19 protein-coding genes and 1 riboswitch are annotated in these 23,333 nt (G+C 62.8%); of the genes, 17 read left to right on the top strand and 2 right to left on the bottom strand.

Going from position 1 to position 23,333, the window contains the following annotated elements:
- Positions 1 to 31: 31 nt before the first annotated feature.
- The gene (locus JI721_RS04090) at positions 32 to 622 is read right to left on the bottom strand and encodes a TetR/AcrR family transcriptional regulator (RefSeq protein ID WP_274456800.1); all 591 of its coding nucleotides are present in this window, start codon (positions 620 to 622) and stop codon (positions 32 to 34) included.
- 323 nt (positions 623 to 945) lie between these two features.
- On the opposite strand from JI721_RS04090, the gene JI721_RS04085 reads away from it, so the two are divergent.
- The 5 genes from JI721_RS04085 to JI721_RS04065 all read left to right on the top strand — a co-directional run bounded on the left by JI721_RS04085 (position 946) and on the right by JI721_RS04065 (position 8,788).
- Positions 946 to 1,857 carry an AAA family ATPase gene (locus JI721_RS04085; protein WP_274457655.1) on the top strand — a complete coding sequence of 304 codons (912 nt, stop codon included), beginning with the start codon at positions 946 to 948 and terminating at the stop codon, positions 1,855 to 1,857.
- Positions 1,857 to 3,083, top strand: a complete 1,227-nt coding sequence (locus tag JI721_RS04080) for a DUF58 domain-containing protein (protein ID WP_274456799.1) — start codon at positions 1,857 to 1,859, stop codon at positions 3,081 to 3,083. The genes JI721_RS04085 and JI721_RS04080 overlap by 1 nt, the downstream gene beginning before the upstream one ends.
- Complete coding sequence (locus tag JI721_RS04075) at positions 3,067 to 5,322, top strand: DUF4129 domain-containing transglutaminase family protein (protein WP_274456798.1); 2,256 nt, start codon at positions 3,067 to 3,069, stop codon at positions 5,320 to 5,322. Before JI721_RS04080 ends, JI721_RS04075 begins: the two co-directional genes overlap by 17 nt.
- Positions 5,323 to 5,379: 57 nt before the next feature.
- Positions 5,380 to 5,481, top strand: a riboswitch (purine riboswitch).
- Positions 5,482 to 5,708: 227 nt separating this feature from the next.
- Complete coding sequence (guaA, locus tag JI721_RS04070; protein WP_274456797.1) at positions 5,709 to 7,262, top strand: glutamine-hydrolyzing GMP synthase; 1,554 nt, start codon at positions 5,709 to 5,711, stop codon at positions 7,260 to 7,262.
- 77 nt (positions 7,263 to 7,339) lie between these two features.
- Positions 7,340 to 8,788 carry a purine-cytosine permease family protein gene (locus JI721_RS04065; RefSeq protein ID WP_274456796.1) on the top strand — a complete coding sequence of 483 codons (1,449 nt, stop codon included), beginning with the start codon at positions 7,340 to 7,342 and terminating at the stop codon, positions 8,786 to 8,788.
- Positions 8,789 to 8,882: 94 nt separating this feature from the next.
- On the opposite strand, the gene JI721_RS04060 is transcribed toward JI721_RS04065, so the two are convergent.
- Positions 8,883 to 9,911: a hypothetical protein gene (locus JI721_RS04060; protein ID WP_274456795.1), complete on the bottom strand. Its 1,029-nt coding sequence runs from the start codon at positions 9,909 to 9,911 to the stop codon at positions 8,883 to 8,885.
- A 267-nt stretch (positions 9,912 to 10,178) separates the two neighbouring features.
- On the opposite strand from JI721_RS04060, the gene purE reads away from it, so the two are divergent.
- From purE to purD, 12 genes are read left to right on the top strand one after another with little or no spacing between them, the layout of a single operon-like run.
- Entirely contained in the window at positions 10,179 to 10,664 is a 486-nt protein-coding gene (gene purE, locus JI721_RS04055) for a 5-(carboxyamino)imidazole ribonucleotide mutase (protein ID WP_274456794.1), read from the top strand.
- Positions 10,651 to 11,859 carry a 5-(carboxyamino)imidazole ribonucleotide synthase gene (purK, locus tag JI721_RS04050; protein WP_274456793.1) on the top strand — a complete coding sequence of 403 codons (1,209 nt, stop codon included), beginning with the start codon at positions 10,651 to 10,653 and terminating at the stop codon, positions 11,857 to 11,859. Before purE ends, purK begins: the two co-directional genes overlap by 14 nt.
- Before the next feature lie 17 nt (positions 11,860 to 11,876).
- On the top strand, positions 11,877 to 13,169 hold the full coding sequence (gene purB / locus JI721_RS04045; protein ID WP_274456792.1) for an adenylosuccinate lyase: 1,293 nt from the start codon (positions 11,877 to 11,879) through the stop codon (positions 13,167 to 13,169).
- A 41-nt stretch (positions 13,170 to 13,210) separates the two neighbouring features.
- Entirely contained in the window at positions 13,211 to 13,930 is a 720-nt protein-coding gene (gene purC, locus JI721_RS04040) for a phosphoribosylaminoimidazolesuccinocarboxamide synthase (protein WP_274456791.1), read from the top strand.
- Positions 13,930 to 14,217 carry a phosphoribosylformylglycinamidine synthase subunit PurS gene (purS, locus tag JI721_RS04035; protein ID WP_274456790.1) on the top strand — a complete coding sequence of 96 codons (288 nt, stop codon included), beginning with the start codon at positions 13,930 to 13,932 and terminating at the stop codon, positions 14,215 to 14,217. The genes purC and purS overlap by 1 nt, the downstream gene beginning before the upstream one ends.
- Entirely contained in the window at positions 14,214 to 14,930 is a 717-nt protein-coding gene (purQ, locus tag JI721_RS04030; RefSeq protein WP_274456789.1) for a phosphoribosylformylglycinamidine synthase subunit PurQ, read from the top strand. Before purS ends, purQ begins: the two co-directional genes overlap by 4 nt.
- On the top strand, positions 14,914 to 17,172 hold the full coding sequence (gene purL / locus JI721_RS04025) for a phosphoribosylformylglycinamidine synthase subunit PurL (protein WP_274456788.1): 2,259 nt from the start codon (positions 14,914 to 14,916) through the stop codon (positions 17,170 to 17,172). Before purQ ends, purL begins: the two co-directional genes overlap by 17 nt.
- Positions 17,157 to 18,641 (top strand): amidophosphoribosyltransferase, encoded by a 1,485-nt coding sequence (gene purF, locus JI721_RS04020; protein WP_274456787.1) that lies wholly within the window; start codon positions 17,157 to 17,159, stop codon positions 18,639 to 18,641. The genes purL and purF overlap by 16 nt, the downstream gene beginning before the upstream one ends.
- Positions 18,638 to 19,699, top strand: coding sequence for a phosphoribosylformylglycinamidine cyclo-ligase (gene purM / locus JI721_RS04015; RefSeq protein WP_274456786.1), 1,062 nt, complete (start codon positions 18,638 to 18,640; stop codon positions 19,697 to 19,699). Before purF ends, purM begins: the two co-directional genes overlap by 4 nt.
- Positions 19,696 to 20,382, top strand: a complete 687-nt coding sequence (gene purN / locus JI721_RS04010; protein WP_274456785.1) for a phosphoribosylglycinamide formyltransferase — start codon at positions 19,696 to 19,698, stop codon at positions 20,380 to 20,382. The genes purM and purN overlap by 4 nt, the downstream gene beginning before the upstream one ends.
- Before the next feature lies 1 nt (position 20,383).
- Positions 20,384 to 21,931, top strand: coding sequence for a bifunctional phosphoribosylaminoimidazolecarboxamide formyltransferase/IMP cyclohydrolase (purH, locus tag JI721_RS04005; RefSeq protein ID WP_274456783.1), 1,548 nt, complete (start codon positions 20,384 to 20,386; stop codon positions 21,929 to 21,931).
- 30 nt (positions 21,932 to 21,961) lie between these two features.
- Complete coding sequence (gene purD, locus JI721_RS04000; protein ID WP_407654070.1) at positions 21,962 to 23,266, top strand: phosphoribosylamine--glycine ligase; 1,305 nt, start codon at positions 21,962 to 21,964, stop codon at positions 23,264 to 23,266.
- Positions 23,267 to 23,333 lie beyond the last annotated feature (67 nt).

The following is a 23,333-nucleotide window of genomic DNA, read 5'->3' as shown; positions in this document are numbered from 1 at the left end:
TCGGCGTGTGTGTCAATGGACTTCTTCACAATCAATCGCGGCGCGGCGGCCGGAACTGCGAGAGGATGGCCCGCTCGAGAAACGTGTATGCGTGGTCCAATTCCTCACGGGAGGTACCGTGCAGCGCTTGCAGGGCGAGCCCGTTGAGTGCGGCGAGAAACATGCGGGCGCCGCCAGCCAGGTCGTTGCCGGACATGTTGTCGGCCGGGATGCCGGCGACGATGAGGTCGACAATTTGGTCCTGAAGTTTTTTTACCTCATCCGCAATCCGAGGCGACCATGCAGCCATGGCCAGCAGGTCAAAGTAGACCTTTCTCCAGGTGCTGTCCTCGGTTTCAAATCGACTTCGGACGAAGGCAATGACCTGCTTCAGCCGCTCCGTCACCGACTGTTCGGGCTGCAGCGTAAGCAAAAAGCCGTGCAAGTGACGCTGGATGATTTGCGCGGCGGCGGTGACCAGCAGGGCTTCCTTGCTCGGGAAGTGATAATGGATGAGGCTGAGCGTCACGCCAGCTTCCTGTGCAATGTCTCTGGTTGAGACGCTTCCCGAACCCTTGCGCGCCATGCACTGGTAGGTGGCTTCGAGGATGCGCTCGGCTGTGTTCGTTTTCACGTGCTCCACGTACCCGCTTCCCGTCAACGTGTGTCCAAATTGGTCACTTGACCGATTTATATCTTAAGTCTTATCACAAGATTTCAGAGGAATCAATGGATTTCGTCGAAAGCGTCTGGCCAAAAACAGGGTACCCTGCCTTTTTCGTGTGAAACTAGTGAAACTTTTGGGTGTTTTCGTAACAGAATTGAAGGTACAATCGTCAATAGACAAGTAGGGATTTCGCTGTGGTACGCCAGTGAAATCGGCGAAGGGGTGTTACTGTGCAGCAGGTACAGCGTGGGGTTGCGTTGGAAGAGTGGAACCCGGAACTCAAAGCCGTCGTGGATAACATGGAGCAGGTCATTGTGGGCAAACGGGATGTGATTCGGCTCCTGCTGGTGGCGCTGCTGGCGGGCGGGCACTGTCTGATTGAAGACGTGCCAGGGGTGGGCAAGACGATGCTGGTTCGCGCGGCAGCGCGGTCACTCGGCTGTGAGTTCCGTCGCATTCAGTTCACGCCGGACCTGCTTCCATCGGATGTGACGGGTGTTTCCATCTATAATCAAAAGTCGCAAGCGTTTGAATTTCGGCCTGGCCCGATTTTCGGACAAGTGGTGCTGGCCGACGAGATCAACCGCACCTCCCCGAAAACCCAGTCTGCGCTGTTGGAAGCGTTGGAAGAACACAGTGTGTCTGCGGACGGCGTCACCTACCGCCTGCCGTCCCCCTTCTTTGTGCTGGCCACTGAAAATCCCATTGAATTTGAGGGGACGTTTCCGCTGCCGGAGGCGCAGTTGGACCGCTTTCTGCTGAAGTTCAGCATGGGCTACCCAACATTGGCAGATGAAGTGGATATTTTGACCCGTCAGCAGGAAGGGCATCCCATTGCGAAGATTGCGGCGGTCACAACCCCTGAACGGGTCTTGGAATGGCGGCGCGAAGCGGCTGAAATTTACGTCGACAGCCAGGTGCGTCAGTATCTGGTGCAAATTGTCCAGGCCACACGTGAACACAAAAGCGTCTACCTGGGGGCGAGTCCGCGGGCCAGCATTGCGCTGTTCAAGGCGGCGCAGGCGCTGGCGTTCATTTCAGGCCGACCGTACGTCGTCCCGGACGACATTCAGCTGCTCGCCCCCTATGTGCTGGAGCACCGGGTCCTGCTGTCTGCGGAAGCGCGGCTGTCGGGGGTTCGCGTCGATGCGCTCATTCAGGATTGCCTGGCTGCGATTCCGGTTCCGGTCCTGCATGAGGTGCGTCGTTGATGCGTGTCCTCAAAGTCCTCGGGCTGTCGGGGGTCGGACTGATCTGGGGCGCGTTGTTTGTCTTTGCTCGTGTGCAAGGGGCGTTTTTCGCCTGGTTTCTGTTTTATTTCTGGACGCTTTTGGTGGTGTATGAAGGGTTGGTTTGGTCCTTCGGACTGCGCGGTGTCGAGACGTCACGCTCGTTGTCAGCGAGTCGGTTGTCCGCAGGGCAGCCGCTTGAAATCACGCTGTCTTTGACCCGCCGCGGCTGGTGGCCATTGTTGTGGGTTCGGGTGCGCGACGACCTGCCCGAACGCTGGCGGTTTCAAACGTTGGGCGCAGAACGGGTGTTGCAGCCCATGTGGTCGACGGAGGCTTCCTTCGTCTATCAGGTCGACGCGGTGCAGCGGGGGGTGTACGCGCTTGGCGATACCACTGTTGAGACGGGGGATGTGTTTGGGCTGGTTCACCGAACCGCGTGCATCCGCCGCTTTGACGAGGTGATGGTGTATCCGCAGATTGTGCCTGTCCGCGGCTGGGCGGGGTACCACCCGGAGGAACAGGGCCTGCGGCAGCCGACGCGCCGGCGGGCGGAGGAATCGACCAACGTGCTCGGGGTCAGAAGCTATGTGCCGGGCGACCGGCTGAGCCGCATTCACTGGCCCGCAAGTGCGCGCCGCGGCGAACTCCAGGCCAAGGAGTTTGAACTGCACGTCACCAGCGAGCTGTTGTTTCTCATTGACGCGGCGGAAACCTCCTTTGCATCCCGGCCCGCGAGTCTGTTTGAACTAGAGATGACGGTCGCCGCATCGCTGTTGAAGCACGCCTTCGACTTGCGGCGTCAGTTTGCGTTCACGATGCACGCTCGAGGTGTGGTGTCCCTGCCGGCGGGCCGTGACCAGGCCTTGTTGTTCCGGTGCATGGAAGAACTCGCGCTCGCCCGGCCAGACGGACAAACCGGGTTTCAAGAGACGCTGCTGCACATGGTGAATGAGGTTGTACCCGGGACCACCTTGGTGGTGCTGTCGCCGGAGGTGAACCGCGAAACGGCCGCTGCTGTGCATGCGGTGCGCCATCGGTCGCCCGTCGAATGGTTCATGCCGGTGCCCGGCGGGCAGTTGACGGACGGGCAGCGTGAAGGCGTTGAGATGCTGGAGCGCGCCGGGGCCCGCGTCTATCTCATCCCGTCCCCGGAGTCCTTGAACGCCCTGCAGCGAGGAGGAATGCATCGTGCCGCGGGGGGCTGATTCATCCCCAAACATCGTGTTCCGCTTGTTCATCGCCGTCGCTGCCGCCGTCTGGCTGTGGGTGTTTTTGCCGCCCATGCAGCAGCTCGGCTTGCTGGTCAACCCGCGCTCCTTCGCGTGGGTGATTTTCGGCGTTTTTGTACTGGCGCAGCTGGTGCAAAGCCGCTGGTTTCGCCTGGCCGCCGGGGTGCTGGGTACTGTGGCCTACATGTGGCGGTATTTTCGGCCCAGTCACACCGGCGCTTGGCGGGGGCTGCTTGGCTTGCTCAGGGAAGAAGGCCTCCAGGTATACGGGTTGCTGCGCCATACCACTGGCTTTCAGGATCCGCTGCAGACCCAGCTGTTTTTGCTCTCCTTGCTCGGCATTTTCTGGCTGCTCACGTACGCCGCACGCCGCAAAAGGCTGTGGATATTCTACAATGCGCTCGCGGTGCTGGTGCTCGGCGCGATCGATGCGAACACGGGGGTGCACCCCAATGCCGCGCTGGTCGTATTGCTGTTGGACTGTGTCTGCGTGCTTGGCATGACACGGTACGCACAGATGCGGTCGAGTCTGATTCAGTCCGGATCGCCCAGCCTGCGATTTTTTGTTCCGTTCGCCATCGTCTGCGCCGTTCTCTTTGGCGTGTCCCTGGCCCTGCCCGATGAGCCTGCGGTGTGGGCCAATCCGTTTTCTCCCAGCGCGTCGGGCAGCTTGTCTGTGCAGGCGGTGTCAGGAGCGACCGAAAAGGTCATTGGCTATCAGATGGATGACGCGCATCTCGGTGGGTCGTTCACCATGAGCGACACGCAGGTGCTCAGCGTCATTGCCGCCCAGCCGGCGTACTTGCAGGGGCAGGTCCTGAATGTTTACACGGGAAAGGGATGGCTGCCCGGCAGCTTTGCGAGCGCAGTCGTTCCCCTGAACCAGAATGTGTACAACCCGCAGTCGACCTTTGCCGCCTCGCTGCCGACGCAGGTGGTTCAACAAAAGGTCACCGTTCTTCATGGCGGATTGAACGTGCCTGTGCTGTTTGGCGCCTATGCCATTCAACAGGTGAATGACATCCGGTCCGGCTCGGCAGGTCATGGCGGGGCTGGCGCGTCTGCGTCTATCGTGCTCGATGACTCGTCTGGGAGCCTGTCCGGTTCGCCCTTGCAGCCGGACGAACAGTACGTGGTGACGAGCCGCGAACTGGCGGATCCGACGGATGTCCTCATGTCGCAGCCACCCTTGCCCGCAGATCCGACATCGCTTTACCCAGCCAGCGTGACACAGGATTTGGCGCTGCCAAGCAGTGTGCCGGCCAGAGTGCGGGACTTGGCGAAGCAGATCACGGCGGACGACGCAACAGAGTACGGCAAGGTCACCAGCGTGATGAGCTATCTTCAGTCGTTCGAAACCTACAATACACAGGACATCCCGGTCCCCGGCCCCGGCCAGGACTACGTGGACCAATTTCTGTTTGAGACCCACCAAGGGTACTGCAACAACTTTGCCTCCGCAATGGCGGTGTTATTGCGGGCGGTGGACATCCCGACGCGATTTGTGACCGGGTTTACGCAGGGCACTGAGGACTACGCCTACCAGGGCCCGGGCGAGCGGTTCATCATCGAGAACCAGGACGCGCATGCGTGGGTGCAGGTGTACTTCCCGAAACTGGGGTGGATCCCGTTTGACCCGACGCCGGGCTTCAACATGCCCTTCTCTCAGGGAACCACGTCGCCAGCCTCGAGTCCGGCCGTCAATTCGACGCCGGCTGCGCCGACGCCGCCGAAAACCAAGGTGCAGCCAGCGCCCGCCAATACATCCAGCGTGTCCGCTGTCAACGTCACGCGGTGGATGCAGCTGGCGGGCCTGGTGTTGGCGGGGCTGCTCGCGCTGTTGGCGGCGCTCGCCTGGGTGTTTCGCCGGCGGATTCTGTTGTTCCGCGCGGAGCGCCTGTGGCGGGCGGATTCGCCTGCGGGCATGACGCGCGGCATGCACTATCTCATCAAGCTGCTCGCCGCGCGCGGTCGGCTTGGCGGGGTCGTGTTCAGCGTCCGGGACTTGTATCAGGCCGCCCTGGCGACGGAACTGCCGGAAGACGAGGTTCGCCACTTCCTCACCACCGCGGAAGCCGCCTGGTATGGGCCGGGGGCGCCGTCCGCGCAGGATGTCGCGCGCGCCAGGCAAACCTGGAAGAGGTGGATTGCCGCGCTGTTGCAGCAAGGCCGTCCGGGCCGCCGGAAAAGGTCTCGCAACTCTAGCAGCCTGTGACCCTTCGAATCCGCAGGATGAGTTGACGTTTTGGGCAGTCATCAGTAGAATAGGGTCGTTCTTTGTAATCATTTATCTCGTATAGTGCCGGGAATAAGGCTCGGCAGTCTCTACCGGACGACCGTAAATCGTTCGACTACGAGGTTAGTCATATTGCTGGCAGCCGTTGCGAGACACAGGCAGGACGACGAGCAAAGACGCACGCGGTGTGTCATTGCTTGTCCGCCACGTGGTCTCAGGCTGTAAATCTATCCGACTATCCTCGTATGTGTGCAACTGCAGGTGCACAGGCTAAACCAAACGAGGAGGGTCGGATTTTTTGATGCGTTCGATGATGTGACAGTGTCACCGTTCATCGGGATGGAATGTTCACGGGAGGTAGATGCATGACGGCGCAAGGTTCCACGGTACACGAATCGGTTGTGGTCATTGATTTTGGGGGTCAGTACAATCAGCTCATCGCGCGGCGGATTCGCGAATGCAGCGTATACAGTGAGCTTTTGCCTCCCAGTGTTTCCGTTGAGGAGTTGTCCCAAAAGAACCTCAAGGGCATCGTCTTCAGCGGAGGGCCGAACAGTGTGTTTGCGCCGAATGCACCCAACATCGATCCGCGGGTTTACGAGCTGGGCGTGCCGATTCTTGGGATTTGTTACGGGATGCAGCTCATCGCGAAACAGTTTGCGGCGAAGGTGGAGCGTGACCACATTCGGGAGTACGGCCGCGCGAACCTGCTTGTGGAAGAAGACGCGTGCCAGTTGTTTGCGTCGCTGCCGCGCGAGCAGGGGGTGTGGATGAGCCACAGCGACGTGGTTCGGGAGGTCCCGGCAGGATTTCGAGTTGATGCTGTAACGCCCTCTGGGACCATCGCAGCCATGAGCCGTGCGGACCGGCAATTGTACGCTGTCCAGTTCCACCCCGAGGTGCGGCACACCGATGAAGGCATGGCGCTGCTGTCCAATTTCCTCTTCAAAATTTGCGGCTGCCGCGGCGACTGGACGATGGATTCGCTGATTGACGGCGCCATTGCGCAAATTCGTGAACAGGTCGGCGGAGCGAAGGTGCTGTGCGCGCTGTCCGGCGGCGTCGACTCGTCTGTGGCGGCCGCGCTGGTCCATCGGGCCATCGGCAGCCAACTGACGGCTGTGTTTGTCGATCACGGCCTGCTCCGCGCCGGCGAGTCCGAGGCGGTCATGAATACCCTCGGCGGCCAGCTGGGCATCGACGTCATTCGCGTGGACGCCTCGGAGCGGTTTCTGGGCAAGCTGCAGGATGTCCGCGACCCGGAGCGCAAGCGCAAAATCATTGGCGAAGAGTTTATTCGCGTCTTTGAAGCGGAGTCCGAGCGCCTGGGTCCATTCGATTTTCTTGTGCAGGGCACCCTGTATACGGACGTGATCGAAAGCGGAACAGCGACGGCGGCGACCATCAAGTCGCACCATAATGTCGGCGGGCTGCCGGAAGACATGAAGTTTCAGGTCATCGAGCCGCTTCGGGAACTCTTCAAGGACGAGGTTCGGGCGCTCGGCGAGGCGCTGGGGCTCCCGTCATCGCTGGTGTGGCGGCAGCCGTTTCCGGGGCCGGGGCTGGCGATTCGCATCATCGGCGCGGTCACGCCGGAGCGGCTGGCCATCGTGCGCGATTCGGACGCGATTTTGCGGGAAGAGATTGCGAAGGCTGGCCTGGAACGGGCGGTGTGGCAGTACTTCACCGTGTTGACGGGCGTACAGAGCGTTGGCGTGATGGGGGATGAACGGACCTACGCGCATACCATCGCGATTCGGGCCGTGGTGTCCCAGGAGGGCATGACGGCCGACTGGGCGAGGCTGCCGTATGAAGTGCTGGAACGCATCTCGACGCGTATCGTGAACGAAGTCCGAAGCGTCAACCGGGTGGTCTACGATATCACTTCGAAACCCCCGGCGACGATTGAATGGGAATAAACGAAAAACTGCGCACATGACGCATGGCGCAGTTTTGCTGGAGAGAACGAGACATTGTTTGGGGAGGAATAAAAGGGATGAGCAAAGCAATTTCGCCGGAACTGCCGATTGCCCAAAAAGACGGCGGGTTTCACGTGGAAACCGCGGGGACAGACATCATTGCGCCTGACAAACGATACGGGCTTCCGCGCGAACTGTTCTTTGTCTGGTTTGCTGCGGTTCTGACGTATACAGGTGTGGTGACCGGGCAGCTGTTGACCGCGCTCGGCTTGAACGTTTGGGAAAGTCTGCTGGTGGCAGTCATCTGTTCTTTGTCGTTTGCGGTGCTCGGCTACGCGTCGTCGACGGGCCCGCGCGGCGGCACGGTCACGTTGACGATTTCCAAAGCGGCGTTCGGCGTAAATGGCAGCAAGGTGCCTGCCTTCTTCAGTTGGATCACGGCGGTCGGCTGGGAAGCGGTGACGATGGTCCTGACAGTGCTGGCGTTCCTGAGCCTGGCGCAGTACGTTGGTCTGCCGTCGAGCGGCGCCGGACCGACGGTGATTGCGCTCATCATCACGCTGGTGCTGACCTACACCGTGCCGATTCTGGGGCATGCGACGCTGTTGAAGATGCAGCGGATTCTCGCGTTCGTGCTGGCGATTTGTGCGGTGCTGGTCGTGATCGCGATTCTGCCGCACGTCAATTGGGGCTTTTCGACGCCGGCTGCGGACATGGCCGCAAAGGGTCCGTTCCCAACCTTCCTGTTGGCCGCATCCATTGGCTTGGCTTCGACATTCTACGGCTGGGTCAACTTCTCTGCCGACTATTCGCGGTACTTGCCGGCGAAGACGCCGACCCGCAAGATTGTGGGCGTCACATTTGCTGGCGGGGGCATCGCCAGTTTCGTCATGATGGGCGCTGGGATTCTGCTGGGGACGTTCGTCAACTCGGCCGCGTTCTCGAGCAACCCGGTCATGGCCATTGCCAAGGCGGTCCCGTCCTGGGCAGCGATTCCCTTCTTGATTGCCGTGATTGTCGGCGACATCACCGCGAACTACCTGAACGCGTACAGCTCCGGAATGAGCTTTCTTTCCATGGGCATTCATCTGAAGCGGTACTGGGCGGTGGCACTGGACGGGTTGATTTGCACGGCGCTCGGCGTGTATGCACTGTTTGTGTCGACGGGCTTCGTCAGCAACTTCCAGAACTTCCTGGATCTCATGGTCATCTTCATCGCGCCGTGGGCGGTCATTTACCTGATTCATCATCGATTGATTCGCGGGCAGTACAGTGCATCCGGGTTGGCCGAGAGTCACCCGGGTTCTGATTACTGGTACACCGGCGGCGTCAACTGGCGTGCCATGACAGCCTACATCATCGGTGTCATCTGCACGGCATTGACGGCGAACAGCGAGGACTTTGCCAGCCCGCTGTCCAACGCGTGGTTTGGCGGCGCCGACCTGACGGCTTTTGCCGCACCCATCATCACAGGCATCGTGTACTACCTCATCGCGGCACGGCATGTGCGCAAAACGGCGGCGTAAGCCGCTATGTACAGGTGTGCGCAAGGCCGCAGCTTGCGCAGTGTGAATCAGGCGGAGCCTCGTGTGCTCCGCCTGATTTCATAAGGGAAGGAATTCAGGATGCGTCCGGTGAAGACGGGTCGGTGGGGTCTGCGGCTCCTGGATGGCTGCGCTGCATCGCCCTGCGGGTTGCCTGCCACAGTTCAGCGATGGACCCGATGCCAGTGCCGAGCACGATGCTGCTCGCCACGGCTGCCCCCATCGTGAAATAGAGCGGCAGTCGATTGCCGGAGAGCACCACGCCGTTGAGGAAGGGCTGCGTGCCGAGATTGGCGAAGGCCGATTTCCACGGGGTCAGCGCCATGGCGGCGCGGGCAAGCCAGCCCAGGATGTGGACCAGCGCGTTCAGGATGACGTACCAGAGATACAGTGGGCCAGACACAATCGGCGCCACGGGTGCCAACAGAATGATGAACAGGTCGATGAGAATGACCAGGAGCGGCCAATACCAGGCGATCCGAACAAAACGTCCGAGCAGTCGATACAGGGCGCGGACGCACAAGGTTGCCAGCGTCGGCATCGTAAACAAGATGAGCAGCCGGCGCACCGATCGCCGCCGCCAGGCACTCTTCAGGCCGCGCTGCGCAGAGGCGGCGCTGGCTTGCCATGGCTGCGCGGCCTGACGATTGGGGTCCGCGCGGCGCCTTTTGCGTGGGCTGGGTTCGTCCGCAGGCGGGATGGGTGCATGCGTGCGGTCCGCCGGATCTGTCCGGTCTGCCGCCACCGATGCGGGTGCCGGCGTTGCTGCCGATAGCGTCGCAGCTTCCGATTGCGGCGCAGTTGCCGATACCGGCGCTGCAGCCGATGCGACGAACGGCTGCGAGAACCCTGCCCCGTTTGGGATGTTTACACCGTTTGCGCCAGTCGGTGCCTCGGCAGGGGGCTCCCCATCAGCCGCTTTAGCGCCGTCCTTCGCCCTGCGGCGCTGAATCACTGTGCAGGACGCGAGCGCTGTTTCAAATTCTGACCGGGAAAAGAGGCGATCGTATAGTTGCGGATCGTCCGTATCGAATCCATCTAGATCGAGGATCACGATGCCGTATTCCTGTTCCCATGCCTGGATGGTCTTACGAACTTCCGTCATCAGCCAAAGCCTCCGTTGTGGGATATGAGTCCGGCGACCTACACCGTTCATACCACAATTCAGTCGGACCTACAACCGAACGGGCGGCGAATGGACGCGAATTGGGTCCGCACCGCGAGCTCGAGTGCGCGCCCTGCTCACATAAATCCGAACGTTTATGAACGAATGGTGTTTAATGTTCGTGTTTTGGTTGACAGGTTTTCCGGTCAGTCTGTACACTGAATGCGAGGGAATTGCTTTTCGGGCTTCATCATAGGAGGGACGAGAATGAATCCGCTCGCCGGCGTCATTATGGGCAGTCGTTCAGATTGGGATACCTTGGCGCACGCCTGCCATATCTTGGAGGAGCTTGACATCCCGTTTGAAAAACGGGTCGTTTCTGCGCATCGGACGCCGGACATGATGTTTGGATACGCGGAGAACGCCGCTGGCCGGGGCATCGAAGTCATCATTGCCGGGGCCGGGGGCGCCGCGCACCTGCCAGGCATGGTCGCGGCCAAGACGGTGCTGCCTGTGATTGGCGTACCGGTGAAAACATCCACGCTGAACGGCGTGGATTCTTTATTATCCATCGTTCAGATGCCAGGCGGGGTTCCGGTGGCCACCATGGCTATTGGACAGGCTGGCGCGGTCAATGCGGGCTTGCTCGCAGCGCAGATTCTCGGATTGAAATACCCCGAGATTCAGGCGCGGCTTGCGGAACGGCGGGCGCGCATCACACAGGAAGTGGTGGAGCACAGTGAACTGGACTGATCGGATCATCTTGCCTGGGCAAACCATCGGGGTACTCGGCGGTGGGCAGTTGGGCCGCATGATGATTTTGGAAGGCAGGCGGATGGGGTATCGGTTTGTGACCCTGGACCCAACCCCGGACTGCCCCGCCGGCCAAGTTTCGGACCGGCAGATTGTGGCGCCCTACACCGATGTGGCGGCAGCGGAGGAACTCGCTGCCTCGTGCGACGTGATCACGTACGAATTTGAGAACGTGGACGCGCAAGTCGCGCAGATTCTGGAGCAGCGTTCGTATGTGCCGCAAGGCAGCCGGCTGCTGCGGGTCGCGAAGCACCGGGTGCTGGAGAAGTCGACGCTGGCGGGTTTTGGCATTCCGGTCACACCGTACCGCCCAGTGCACTCGCTCGACGATTTGCAGGTTGCAGGCACCACGCTTGGCTTTCCGCTGGTGTTGAAGACGGCCACTGGCGGCTACGACGGCAAGGGCCAGTGGCGGATTGAATCGGCTGCACAACTGGAAAAAGTGTGGGCGAGCGCCGCCGAGGAAGTGCCTGCCGTGGGTGTTCCTGCCGCGGGCGCTGCAGGCACTGCGGACGTCGCCGCGCGGTTCATCGCCGAGGCGTTTATCGACCTCGCCTGTGAGTTGTCCGTTATTGCCGCGCGCAGTCCGAAGGGCGAGATTCGAACCTTTCCAGTGGCCGAGAACGTGCACCGTGATCATATCCTGCATTTGTCCATTGTGCCGCCGCGCGTGTCCGATGCGCTGCAGCAAACGGCGGAGGCGATTGCGCGGCGTACGGCGCATGCGCTGGAGGTGGTTGGGCTGATTGCCGTGGAGATGTTTGTCACGCGGGACGGGCAAGTGCTGGTCAACGAAATCGCCCCGCGTCCACACAACTCCGGGCACTACACCTACGACGCCTGTCTGACCTCCCAGTTTGAGCAGCATCTTCGGGCGATTTGCAACCTGCCGCTTGGTGATACGACGCGCTGGTCGCCGGTGGTCATGGTGAACATTCTCGGCGAGCATTTGCGGGCGGCCGTTGCGGCTGCCCCGAACCTGCCGCCGAACGTGAAGCTTCATCTATACGGAAAGCAAGGGGCCGCGGCAAAACGAAAGATGGGGCACTTGACCGTGCTGGCCGATTCGACCGAAGCGGCACTCGACCAGATTGCGGAACTCGGGATTTGGACGACGCCGCTCGTCAGCCGATAAATTGGGAGGAAATCAAAGTGATCGATCGCTATACACGACCGGAAATGGGCCGCCTGTGGACACTCGAACAACGGTTTCACTGGTGGCTGCAAGTGGAAATTCTGGCCTCGGAGGCCTGGGCAGAGCTCGGCGTTGTGCCCCGGGCGGATGCGGCGGCCATTCGCGAAAAGGCGCGGTTTGATGTCCATCGCGTCCTCGAAATTGAGCAGCAGACGCGCCACGACGTGGTGGCCTTCACCCGCGCGGTTTCTGAGTCCCTGGGGCCGGAGCGCAAGTGGGTGCACTATGGGCTGACCTCGACGGATGTGGTCGATACGGCCCTGTCGGCGCAGCTGCAGGAGGCGGTGAAGCTGATTCGCGCCGACCTGCAGACGCTCCTCGATACTTTGAAGCAGCTGGCGGGCAAGCACCGGCACACGCTGATGATGGGGCGCACGCACGGGGTGCACGCGGAGCCCACGACGTTTGGCCTCAAGGTGGCGCTGTGGTACGCCGAGATGATTCGGAACCTGGAGCGCTTTGACGCGGCGGCCGAACGTGTGCGGTACGGCAAAATCTCCGGGGCGGTGGGGACGTATGCGAACGTCGATCCGTTCGTTGAGCAGTTTGTCTGCGAACGCCTCGGCTTGAAGCCGGCGCTCATCAGCGCCCAGACGCTGCAGCGCGACCGTCATGCGGAGTTTGTGTTTGTCATCGGGCTGATTGGGACGACGCTCGACAAAATTGCGACGGAGATTCGCGCGCTGCAAAAGTCTGAGGTTCGCGAACTGGAGGAGCCGTTCTATCAGGGGCAGAAAGGGTCGTCGGCAATGCCGCATAAGCGTAACCCTGTCTCGTGCGAGCAGGTGAGCGGGCTGGCGCGCGTGCTGCGCGGCTATGTGACGCCGGCGATGGAAGACGTGGTCCTCTGGCACGAGCGGGACATCAGTCACTCCTCCGTGGAACGCATCATTTTGCCGGATGCGACGATTTTGATTGACTACATGCTGAACCGGATGAACCGCATCTTGTCGGACCTGCGCGTGTATCCGGAGAACATGAAACGCAACATGGACCGGACGTTTGGGCTTACCTTTTCGCAGCGCGTGCTGACGCGGCTGATTGAAAAAGGGGTCGCGCGTGAGGAGGCCTACGACACCGTCCAGCCCTGCGCGATGCAGGCGTGGGAAGAGGGCCGGTCCTTTTACGACATCATCCAAGCGGCGCCGCTGGTGCGCGAGCACCTGACGGAAGACGAGCTCAAAGACTGCTTCGACCCGAGCTGGCACCTAAAGCACGTGGACACCATTCTGGAGCGGTTTGGCATCTAAAAGGCAGGGAGCCGCCAATACATGGGAGGAGCGTGACCGTCATGGCCGTCAAGGGCCAGCAGCTGTACGAAGGCAAGGCGAAAAAGGTGTACGCCACCGACTCTCCGGACTATTACATTGTCGAATACAAGGACGACGCCACTGCCTTCAACGGGGAAAAGCGCGGTACCATCGCGGGCAAAGGCGTGATCAACAACCAGATGAGCAACCGCTTGTTCGCGCTGCTGAAAGACCATGGCGTCGAGAATCACTTTGTCGAGCAGCTGTCCGAGCGGGAGACGCTGGTTCGTGCCGTGCGCATTGTGCCGGTTGAGGTGGTGGTGCGCAACCTCACAGCGGGGTCGATGGCGAAGCGCCTGGGTCTGGAGGAAGGGCTCGAGCTGTCCCGGCCGATTGTCGAGTTCTACTACAAACAGGACGATCTCGGCGATCCGCTCGTCACCCCCGACCACGTGGAGGTCCTCGGCTGGGCGACGGCGGCGGAGATTGCGCAGATGCAATCGATGGCCCTCTGCGTCAACGAGGTGCTGGGTGCGTACCTGCGGGCGCGCGGCGTGCTGCTGGTCGACTTCAAACTCGAGTTTGGGCGGCTGAAGGATGGCACGTTGATTTTGGCCGATGAAATCTCGCCCGACACATGCCGCTTCTGGGACGCAACGACGCGCGAGAAACTTGATAAAGACCGGTTTCGCAGAGACCTGGGCGGCGTCGAAGACGCCTATCAGGAAATGATGCGCCGGGTCAGCGAGGAGGAGTCCTGATGGGCGCTTGGAACGTAGACCTGCAGGTGTGGCTGAAGCCCAGTGTGTTTGATCCACAAGGTCACGCCGTGGAACAGGCGTTGTTGAGTCTCGGGCATGAAGGGGTCGGCCACGTCCGGATTGGCAAGGCCATGATGCTTTGCGTCACGGCCGAGTCAGCCGCCGCCGTGGAAGAGAAAGTGCGCGCGATGTGTGAGACGGTGCTGTCCAACCCGGTCATGGAGACCTACGAAATTGTGCGGATTGAGCCAGCGGAAGCAGCCGCCAAGGCGGGAGAAAGCCGATGAAGTGGGCAGTCATCGTGTTTCCCGGCTCGAACTGCGACCAGGACACCGTCCTTGGCATTCGTCGGGCCACAGGCGACGAGGCGGACCTCGTGTGGCATCAGGAATCCACGCTCGACGGCTATGACGCCATTGTGCTGCCCGGCGGGTTCTCTTACGGCGACTACTTGAGAAGCGGTGCCATTGCCCGGTTTTCGCCCGTGATGAACGCGGTGCGCCAGGCGGCCGACGAGGGCCGGCTGGTGCTGGGGATTTGCAACGGGTTCCAGGTGCTTACGGAAGCCCGGTTGCTGCCGGGAGCGCTGTTGCGCAACGAAAACTTGCAGTTTCGCTGTGAGCGCGTGGCCCTGGAAGTTCGCAACAACACCTCTCCGTTCACCGCGGGTTATCACCTCGGGGAGGTCATTCACATCCCCATCGCACACGGCGAAGGCCGGTACCATGCAGACGAAGCAACGCTCGCTGACTTGCAGGCGGCGGGCCAAATCGCGTTTGCGTACCAGCACAACCCCAACGGGTCGCTGTGCAACATCGCAGGGGTGCTGAACGCGAAGGGCAATGTGCTCGGCCTCATGCCGCACCCTGAGCGGGCGGTGGCGGTGTGGATGGGGTCTGAAGACGGGATCCGCCTGTTTCAGTCCATGCACACGTACGTGACGCGTCAGCGGCCGAGCGTTGTGCAGGAAGATATGCAAGGAGGTGTTCACGCTGGCTGAATCCATTACGCCGGCGCAGCCGACGCCGCAGCAGATTCGCGACCATCAGCTCTACCGCGAGCTTGGACTCAGCGACGACGAATACCGCCGCGTCGCAGCACACCTGGGACGCCTGCCGAACCATCTCGAATGCGGGCTGTTTGGCGTGCTCTGGTCGGAGCATTGCAGCTACAAAAGTTCGAAGGTGCACCTGCGCAAGTTTCCGACCAGCGGCCCGCAGGTGCTGCAGGGGCCCGGTGAGAACGCAGGGGTTGTCGATCTCGGCGACGGCATCGGCATTGCCTTTAAAATGGAGAGTCACAACCACCCCTCCGCCGTGGAGCCGTATCAGGGTGCGGCGACGGGGGTCGGCGGCATTCTGCGCGATGTGTTCACGATGGGCGCGCGGCCCATCGCGTTTTTGAACAGCCTGCGCTTTGGCGACCTGCGGGACCCGCACACCCGCTACCTGTTTGCGAATGTGGTGGCTGGCATCGGGGGGTACGGCAACTGCGTGGGCATTCCGGATGTCGGCGGGGAAGCGGTGTTCGACCCGGTGTACCAGCACAACCCGCTGGTCAACGCGATGTGCGTCGGGGTGCTGCCCGCCAGCGGCATCGTCAAAGGCACCGCGTCCGGGGTCGGCAACCCGGTGTTTCTGATCGGATCACGAACGGGCCGCGACGGCATTCACGGCGCGACGTTCGCTTCGGCGGAGGACCCGCATGCGAAGGAGCGATCCGCCGTACAGGTCGGCGACCCGTTTCTCGGCAAGCTGCTGCTCGAAGCCAGCCTGGAGTTGATTCAGACCGGGGCGGTGGTCGGGATTCAGGACATGGGCGCTGCCGGCCTGACCTCCTCGTCGGCGGAGATGGCCAGCCGGGCGGGCGGGGGGCTCGAACTGGAACTGGACAAGGTGCCTGTGCGGGAAGCTGGCATGACGCCGTATGAAATGATGCTGTCGGAGTCGCAGGAGCGCATGCTCGTGGTCATGGAGAAGGGGCGTGAACAAGCGGCGTTCGACATCCTTCAAAAATGGGGGCTGGAGGTGGCGGAGATTGGGCGCGTCACGGACGACGGCCAGCTGCGCCTGAAGTTCCACGGCGAAGTGGTGGGGGAAGTTCCCGTCCAGGCGTTGGTGGACGAGGCGCCGGTCTACGAGCGGCCGATGAAGGCGCCGGAGACACCGCCCGGCATGGGCGTGCCGCTGCCCGACGCGTCCGCGTTCGCGGACCTTGGGGCAACCCTGACCGACCTGCTCAGTCACCCTTCCATTGCAGACAAACGGTGGATTTACCGGCAATATGACACCACCGTGCGGGCCTCGACCTATGTCGGGCCAGGCAGCGACGCCGCTGTGGTGTTGGTGCCGGACACAGCGCGCGCGGTCGCGTTGACCACAGATGGCAACGGGCGCTACGTGTACCTCAACCCGCGCCGCGGGGGCGCGATTGCCGTGGCGGAGGCCGCGCGCAACATCGTGTGCGCCGGCGGCAAACCGCTGGCGATTACGGACTGTCTCAACTTCGGCAATCCGGAAAAGCCGGAGGTCATGTATCAGCTCGCCGAAGCCGTGGCGGGCATGAGCGAAGCGTGCCGCCAGCTGGATACGCCGGTCGTGAGCGGCAACGTCAGCCTCTACAACGAGAGCCACGGCATCGACATCTACCCCACGCCCGTCGTCGGCGCCGTCGGGGTGGTGGAAGACGTCCGGTTTGTCACGCCAAACCGTTTTACGTCGACGGGTTCGGTCGTCGCCCTGCTTGGCGCGCCCGACGACGCGCTGGACGGCTCGTTGTGCTGGCAATGGCTAGCCGGCCGGCCAGCGGGCGATGCGCCGCGCTGTGACCTCGCGGCCGAGGCGCGGCTCCAGCGTTTGCTGTACCAGCTGATTCGCGATGGGCAAATCCGCGCCGCACACGATGTCAGTGAAGGGGGCCTGGGTGTGGCGCTGGCGGAAATGTGCATGCCGGACGAAATCGGCGCCTACATTCGCCTGCCGCTGCACGCGGCCACGCCGCTGGTGCGCGCAGGGTGGCTGTTTTCCGAGGCGCAGGGGCGGGTATGCATCGAGATCGCGCCGTCCGACGTCGACGCCGTTCAATCGGCGGCGGCAGCATCTGGCGTACCGTTCACGGTGATTGGCGAGACGGGGGGCGACTCGCTTAGCGTGAGCGACCGCGAAGAACCCTGGCTGTCGGTGTTGGTCGCAGACCTCAAAGCAGCTTATGGAACGGGGTTGTCAAAATGGATGAGCGCATAGATGAGCGCATGATGGATGACAAACCGCATGAGGAGTGCGGCGTGTTCGGCGTGTTTGGCCACGAGAATGCGGCCATCGTGACATACTACGCGCTGGTGGCGCTGCAGCACCGCGGGCAGGAGGCGGCTGGAATCGCCGCTGTGGAAGCCGGCAGCATGTACAGCCACCGCGGGCTGGGACTGTTGGCGGACGTGTTCGCGAACGGCGAGCTCGACGCCCTCCCAGGCCGCGCCGCCATCGGGCACGTGCGGTATTCGACGGCGGGATCGAACACGGTTCAGAACGCGCAGCCCATCACGGTGCGCACCTACCAGGGCAACCTCGCGATGGCCCACAACGGCAACCTGGTGAATGCCCATGTCCTGCGTCGACGCCTGGAAGAGCTGGGCAGCCTGTTCCAGTCGTCGAGCGACACGGAAGTGGTGCTGCACCTCATCGCCCGCAAACAGGAAGACACCTTGCTTGAGAACATTCGCCAAAGCCTGCACGACATTCGCGGCGGGTACGCCCTGGTGTTCTTGTCGGACGACCAGCTGGTGGCGGCCCGCGACCCGCTGGGCTTGCGCCCGCTGTGCATCGGGCGGCTCGGAGACGGCTATGTGGTGGCGTCGGAGTCGTGCGCGTTCGAGACCATCGGGGCAGTGTTCCTGCGCGACGTTGCGCCTGGCGAGATCATCGCCATGGACGCGGCGGGTCTGCACAGCCTCCCCATGTACCCGGACGCAAAGGCTTCAGAAGAGCCGCGCCGCACCGCGATGTGCACGTTTGAACACATTTACTTCGCACGTCCGGACAGTGACATCGATGGCTGGAATGTGCACGCCGTGCGCAAGCAGCTCGGCCGCATTCTGGCGGAGCAGCACGGGGTTGCGGCGGACATCGTGATTGGGGTGCCGGATTCGAGCATTTCTGCGGCGTCCGGGTATGCGGAGAAAAGCGGCATCCCGTACGAAATGGGCCTGGTCAAGAACAAGTACATTGCCCGCACGTTCATTCAGCCCTCGCAGGGGCAGCGGGACCTCGGGGTTCGCCTGAAGCTGAACGCGGTTCGGTCAGTGGTGCAAGGATTGCGCGTGGTGCTGGTCGACGATTCGATTGTGCGGGGCACGACGATTCGGCGGATTGTCAGCATGCTGCGGGAGGCCGGGGCTGTGGAGGTGCATGTGCGGATTTCGAGTCCGCCGTACCGGCACCCGTGTCACTACGGCATCGATACGTCATCCAAGGGCCAACTCGTAGCAGCCGACCACAGCGTATCGGAGATCTGTGCCGAAATTGGCGCCGACTCCCTCGAGTTTTTGACGGTGCCCGAGCTGATGAGCGCGTTTGGCCTCGCCGCACAGGGCCCATATCCGTTTTGCAACGCGTGCTTCACCGGGGAGTATCCGACGGAAATTCACGAGGTGGATAAGCTCGGAAACGAACCCGTCGTGTCGGCGAAGCAGCGGGTCAAGGAGGCGGTGCGATGAGCGGGAAGCGGGATTTGTATCGGGAAGCAGGCGTCAACGTCGACCTGGGCAACGCCCTGGCAAAACGGTATGGACAAATTGCGGCGGGCACGATGCGGCCGGGCGTGGCTGCGGGCATCGGCGGATTCGCCGGCGGGTTCAGGCTCGACCTGCAGCGCTACCCTAAGCCGCTGCTCGTGTCCGGGACCGACGGCGTGGGCACGAAGCTGGCCGTGGCACAGGCCACGGGGCGGCACAGCACCATCGGCATTGACTGCGTGGCCATGTGCGTCAACGACATTCTCTGCCTCGGGGCGGAGCCGCTGTTTTTCCTGGACTACCTGGCAACGGGGAAACTCGACGCGGACGCAGCGGAAGCGGTCGTGGCCGGCATCGCCGAGGGCTGCAAGGAAGCTGGGTGTGCGCTGGTCGGCGGGGAAACCGCGGAAATGCCGGGGATGTACCCGGCGGGCGCGTACGATATCGCCGGGTTTGCGGTCGGGGTCGTGAATGAAGACGCCGTCGTCGACGGGTCGCGCATTGAACGCGGCGATGTCGTGCTGGGGCTGGCCAGCAACGGCTTGCACTCGAACGGGTTTTCGCTGGTGCGCAGGCTGGTCGAACAGGCCGGGCTGCGCTGGGAAGCGCGGCTGCCTGGCTGGCGCGGCAGTGTGGCGGATGAATTGCTGCGGCCGACGCGGATTTATGTGCACTCAATTTTATCGGCGCTGCAGGCCGGATTGCCCATCAAGGGCATGGCGCACATCACGGGCGGCGGGCTGGTGGACAACTTGCCGCGGTGTTTGCCGCAAGGCCTGCAGGCGCGGCTGTCGTTCGACGCCTGGGAGCGGCACGCGGTGTTTGACTGGCTGATGCGGCAAGGGGGCATGTCGCTGGCGGCGGCGGCGCGCGTGTGGAACCTCGGCATCGGCTTCACTGTGGTCGTCGCGCCGCAGGAGGCACAGCGGGTGGCGGATTTTCTGACCGATCTCGGCGAGAGCGTGGTACCCATCGGCCGCATCGAGGCCTCGCCGTCTGCAGCCGCGGCACCGGCGGTGGTCTGGGAGGCGGAAGGATGACGGAGCGGCGGCGGGTGCCGGTGGCGGTGTTCGCATCGGGATCGGGCACCAACTTCCAGGCGCTGCTCGACGCAGCTGCGGCCAATCATTGGCCGGGGGAGATTGTGTGCCTGGTGACGGACCGTCCGGGGTGCGGCGCGGTCGCACGGGCACAGGCGCGGGGGGTCCCGGTGTTTGCGGCGGACCCCAAGGCCTTCCCGGACAAGCAGGCGTACGAGCAGGCCATTTTGGACACGCTGCATCGCCATCGGGTCGCGTGGATTGCGCTGGCCGGCTATATGCGGCTGATTGGCCCCACGCTGCTAAAGGCCTATCCGGGGCGCATCGTCAACATTCATCCTTCCTTGCTGCCGGCGTTTCCCGGACGGCACGCGGTCGCGGACGCGCTCGCCGCAGGTGCGAAAGTCACGGGCGTGACCCTTCACTTTGTGGACGAGGGCATCGACACAGGGCCCATCATCGCCCAGGAGACCGTCGACATCCCGGACGGCATCACGGAAGCGGAACTATTGGTTCGGATTCACGCGGTGGAACACCGGCTGTACCCCGCTGTACTGCGGGATTTGATTGCGCAAGGCGAACGGAGCGGGCGGACACAAAACGGTCCGGCGGTGAGCAGTCGTGAAACAACGGTCCGACAAACAGGTCTGACAAGGTCAGCGGAAACGCGCGGAGGTGCATGAATTGGCAAAGTGGGCATTGGTCAGTGTCTTTGACAAACGCGGCGTGGCGGAATTTTGCAGACGCTTGGTGGAGGCGGGGTACGGCATTCTGTCGACCGGCGGCACCGCGAAACACCTCGAGGAGAACGGGCTTGCGGTCACCCGCGTCGAGGACTACACCGGTTTTCCGGAAATGTTGGATGGCCGCGTCAAAACCTTGCACCCGCGGATTCACGGCGGGCTGCTGGGGATTCGAGACAACCCCGCGCACGAAGCCAGTATGGCGGAACACCAGATTGACCCCATCGACGTGGTCGTGGTGAACCTGTATCCGTTTGAAGCGACGATTGCGCGGCCGGGCGTCACGTTTGAGGAAGCCGTGGAGATGATTGACATCGGCGGACCGTCGATGCTGCGCGCAGCTGCGAAGAACCACCGGTTTTGTGCACCCGTGGTCGATCCCGACGATTACCCGTGGGTCGCCGACGCGCTCTCGCGCCCGTCGGGGTTGAGTGACCGCGAACGGCTGCGCCTGGCGCAAAAGGTGTTCGCCGTGACGGCTCGCTACGACCAGCTCATCACGTCGTACCTCAGCGAGCACCTTGTGACAGAGGGCTGGCCGGAGACCTTGAACATTTCAGTCGTCCACCGCCAGGCCCTGCGGTACGGCGAAAATCCACATCAGGCGGCCCACTTCTACGCCGACATCGACCCGTCTCCCGCATCCATCGCTGCCGCGCAGCAGCTGCAGGGCAAGGAACTGTCGTTCAACAACATTCAGGATGCCGACGCGGCGCTCAACATGCTGCGGGCGTTTGACGATCTTGGCCGGGCCGCAGTCGTTGCCGTCAAGCACATGAATCCCTGCGGCATCGGCCTCGGGGACACGCTCGACGACGCCTTTGCGCGTGCGTATGAGAGTGATCCAGTGTCGATTTTCGGGGGCATCATCGCCTGCAACCGGCCGCTGGATGGGCCGCTGGCGGAACGGCTGGCGGGCATGTTTCTGGAAATCATCATTGCACCGGCCTTCACAGACGCCGCCCGCGCCGAGTTGGCTCGCAAGAAAAACGTGCGGCTTTTGACGGTGGACATGAAGGAGCCGCAGTGGCGTCCGGGGGACAAAGTGTACCGCCGCGTGTCGGGCGGGCTGCTGGTGCAGGAGGTCGATCGTGCCGTGGCGGCGGATTGGCAGGTGGTCACCCGCCGTCAGCCGACGGACGAAGAGCGAACGGCGCTCGCGTTTGCGTGGCGGGTGGTGAAGTTTGTGAAGTCGAACGCGATTGTCCTGGCGACCGCCGAAGGCACGACGGGCATCGGCGCCGGCCAGATGAACCGCGTCGGGGCGGCGAAAATTGCGATCGAACAGGCCGGTCCTCGCGCGGCGGCCAGCGTGCTGGCTTCGGACGCGTTCTTCCCGATGCGCGACACCGTGGATGCGGCGGCTGCCGCCGGCATCAAGGCCATCATTCAGCCGGGCGGGTCCATCAAGGACGCCGACAGTATCGCCGCAGCGGATGAACACGGCATCGCCATGGTGTTCACGGGGGAGCGGCATTTCTTGCACTGAATCGCGAGCGATGGAACGGAGGGGTTCGGATTGGCCATCATCGACAGCATTCCCCGCAGGGCACGTGTGCTCGTGGTCGGCGGCGGCGCGCGTGAGCACGCGATTGCCTGGAAACTGGCGCAAAGCCGGCATCAGCCGGTGCTCTACGCGGCCCGCGGCAATCCTGGGATGGCTGCGCTTTGCCGCCTGGTGGCGATTGACGCGGGAGACGTGGCCGCGCTTGTTGCGTTTGCTGAACGGGAGGGAATCGACCTGGTCGTCGTCGGGCCGGAGCAGCCGCTCGCCAATGGCTTGGCGGATGAGCTGCAGCGGCGGGAGATCCGGGTGTTTGGCCCCACCCGGGCGGCGGCACAGCTGGAGACGTCGAAGGCGTTCGCCAAAGACTTGATGCAGCGTGCGGGTGTGCCGACGGCCAGCTACGCGGTGTTTACCGACGTGGAAGAAGCGAGGCAGTACGTCCGCCGGCAGGGTGCGCCCATCGTCGTCAAAGCCGACGGTTTGGCGGCAGGGAAGGGGGTCACGGTGGCGCGGACCGTTGCGGAGGCCATCGCGGCCGTCGACGACGCAATGCTCGGCGGGCGGTTCGGCAGCGCGGGCCGCCGCGTGGTCGTGGAGGCGTATCTGTCGGGGCGCGAGGCGTCGCTGATGTTTTTTGTCGACGGACAGACGGTGGTGCCGATGCTGCCCGCGCGCGACCATAAACCGGTGGGCGACGGAGACACCGGCCCGAACACCGGCGGCATGGGCGCGTTCGCGCCGATTCAATCGTTCTTGGATGCGGGCTTGACGGCGATGGTGGAGGCGTCCATCGTTCGCCCGACGCTGACGGCGCTGCAGGCGCAGGGCATCACGTACCGCGGGGTGCTGTACGTGGGACTGATGCTGACCGACGAGGGGCCCAGCGTGATCGAATTTAACGCCCGCTTCGGAGACCCAGAAACGGAGGTGGTCCTGCCGCTGATGCGCTCGGACCTGCTCGAGGTGCTGTGGGCCACGGCTGCAGGGCGCCTGGAAGAGGTGGTGATGGACTGGGCGGGGGACGCGGCGGTGTGCGTCGTGCTGGCCGCCCAAAACTACCCCGGAACGCCGCGGGTTGGGGACGTTATCACGTTTCCGGCGGCGGGCTCGTCGGCGTCAGCGGAAGGGACGTTCATCTTCCATGCGGGGACGAAGCGTCAGGGCGATGCGGTCGTGACGGCTGGCGGCAGGGTGCTGACGGTGCTTGGCACAGGTGAAACCTTTGACGTGGCCAGGCGCCGGGCGTATGAACTCGCAGAACGCATCCACTTCCCGGGCATGCAGATGCGCAGGGATATCGGCCGGCATCGGGATTGACATTCGAGGGAAGGCGGAATGGGCATTGGGCGGCATCGCGATCGACCATCCATTCGGAGGATTCCCG

The organism is Alicyclobacillus cycloheptanicus (assembly GCF_028751525.1).
Lineage (GTDB): Bacteria > Bacillota > Bacilli > Alicyclobacillales > Alicyclobacillaceae > Alicyclobacillus_L > Alicyclobacillus_L cycloheptanicus.
Note: the sequence above shows the minus strand (reverse complement) of the source record. Positions and strands in the feature narration are given on the sequence as shown.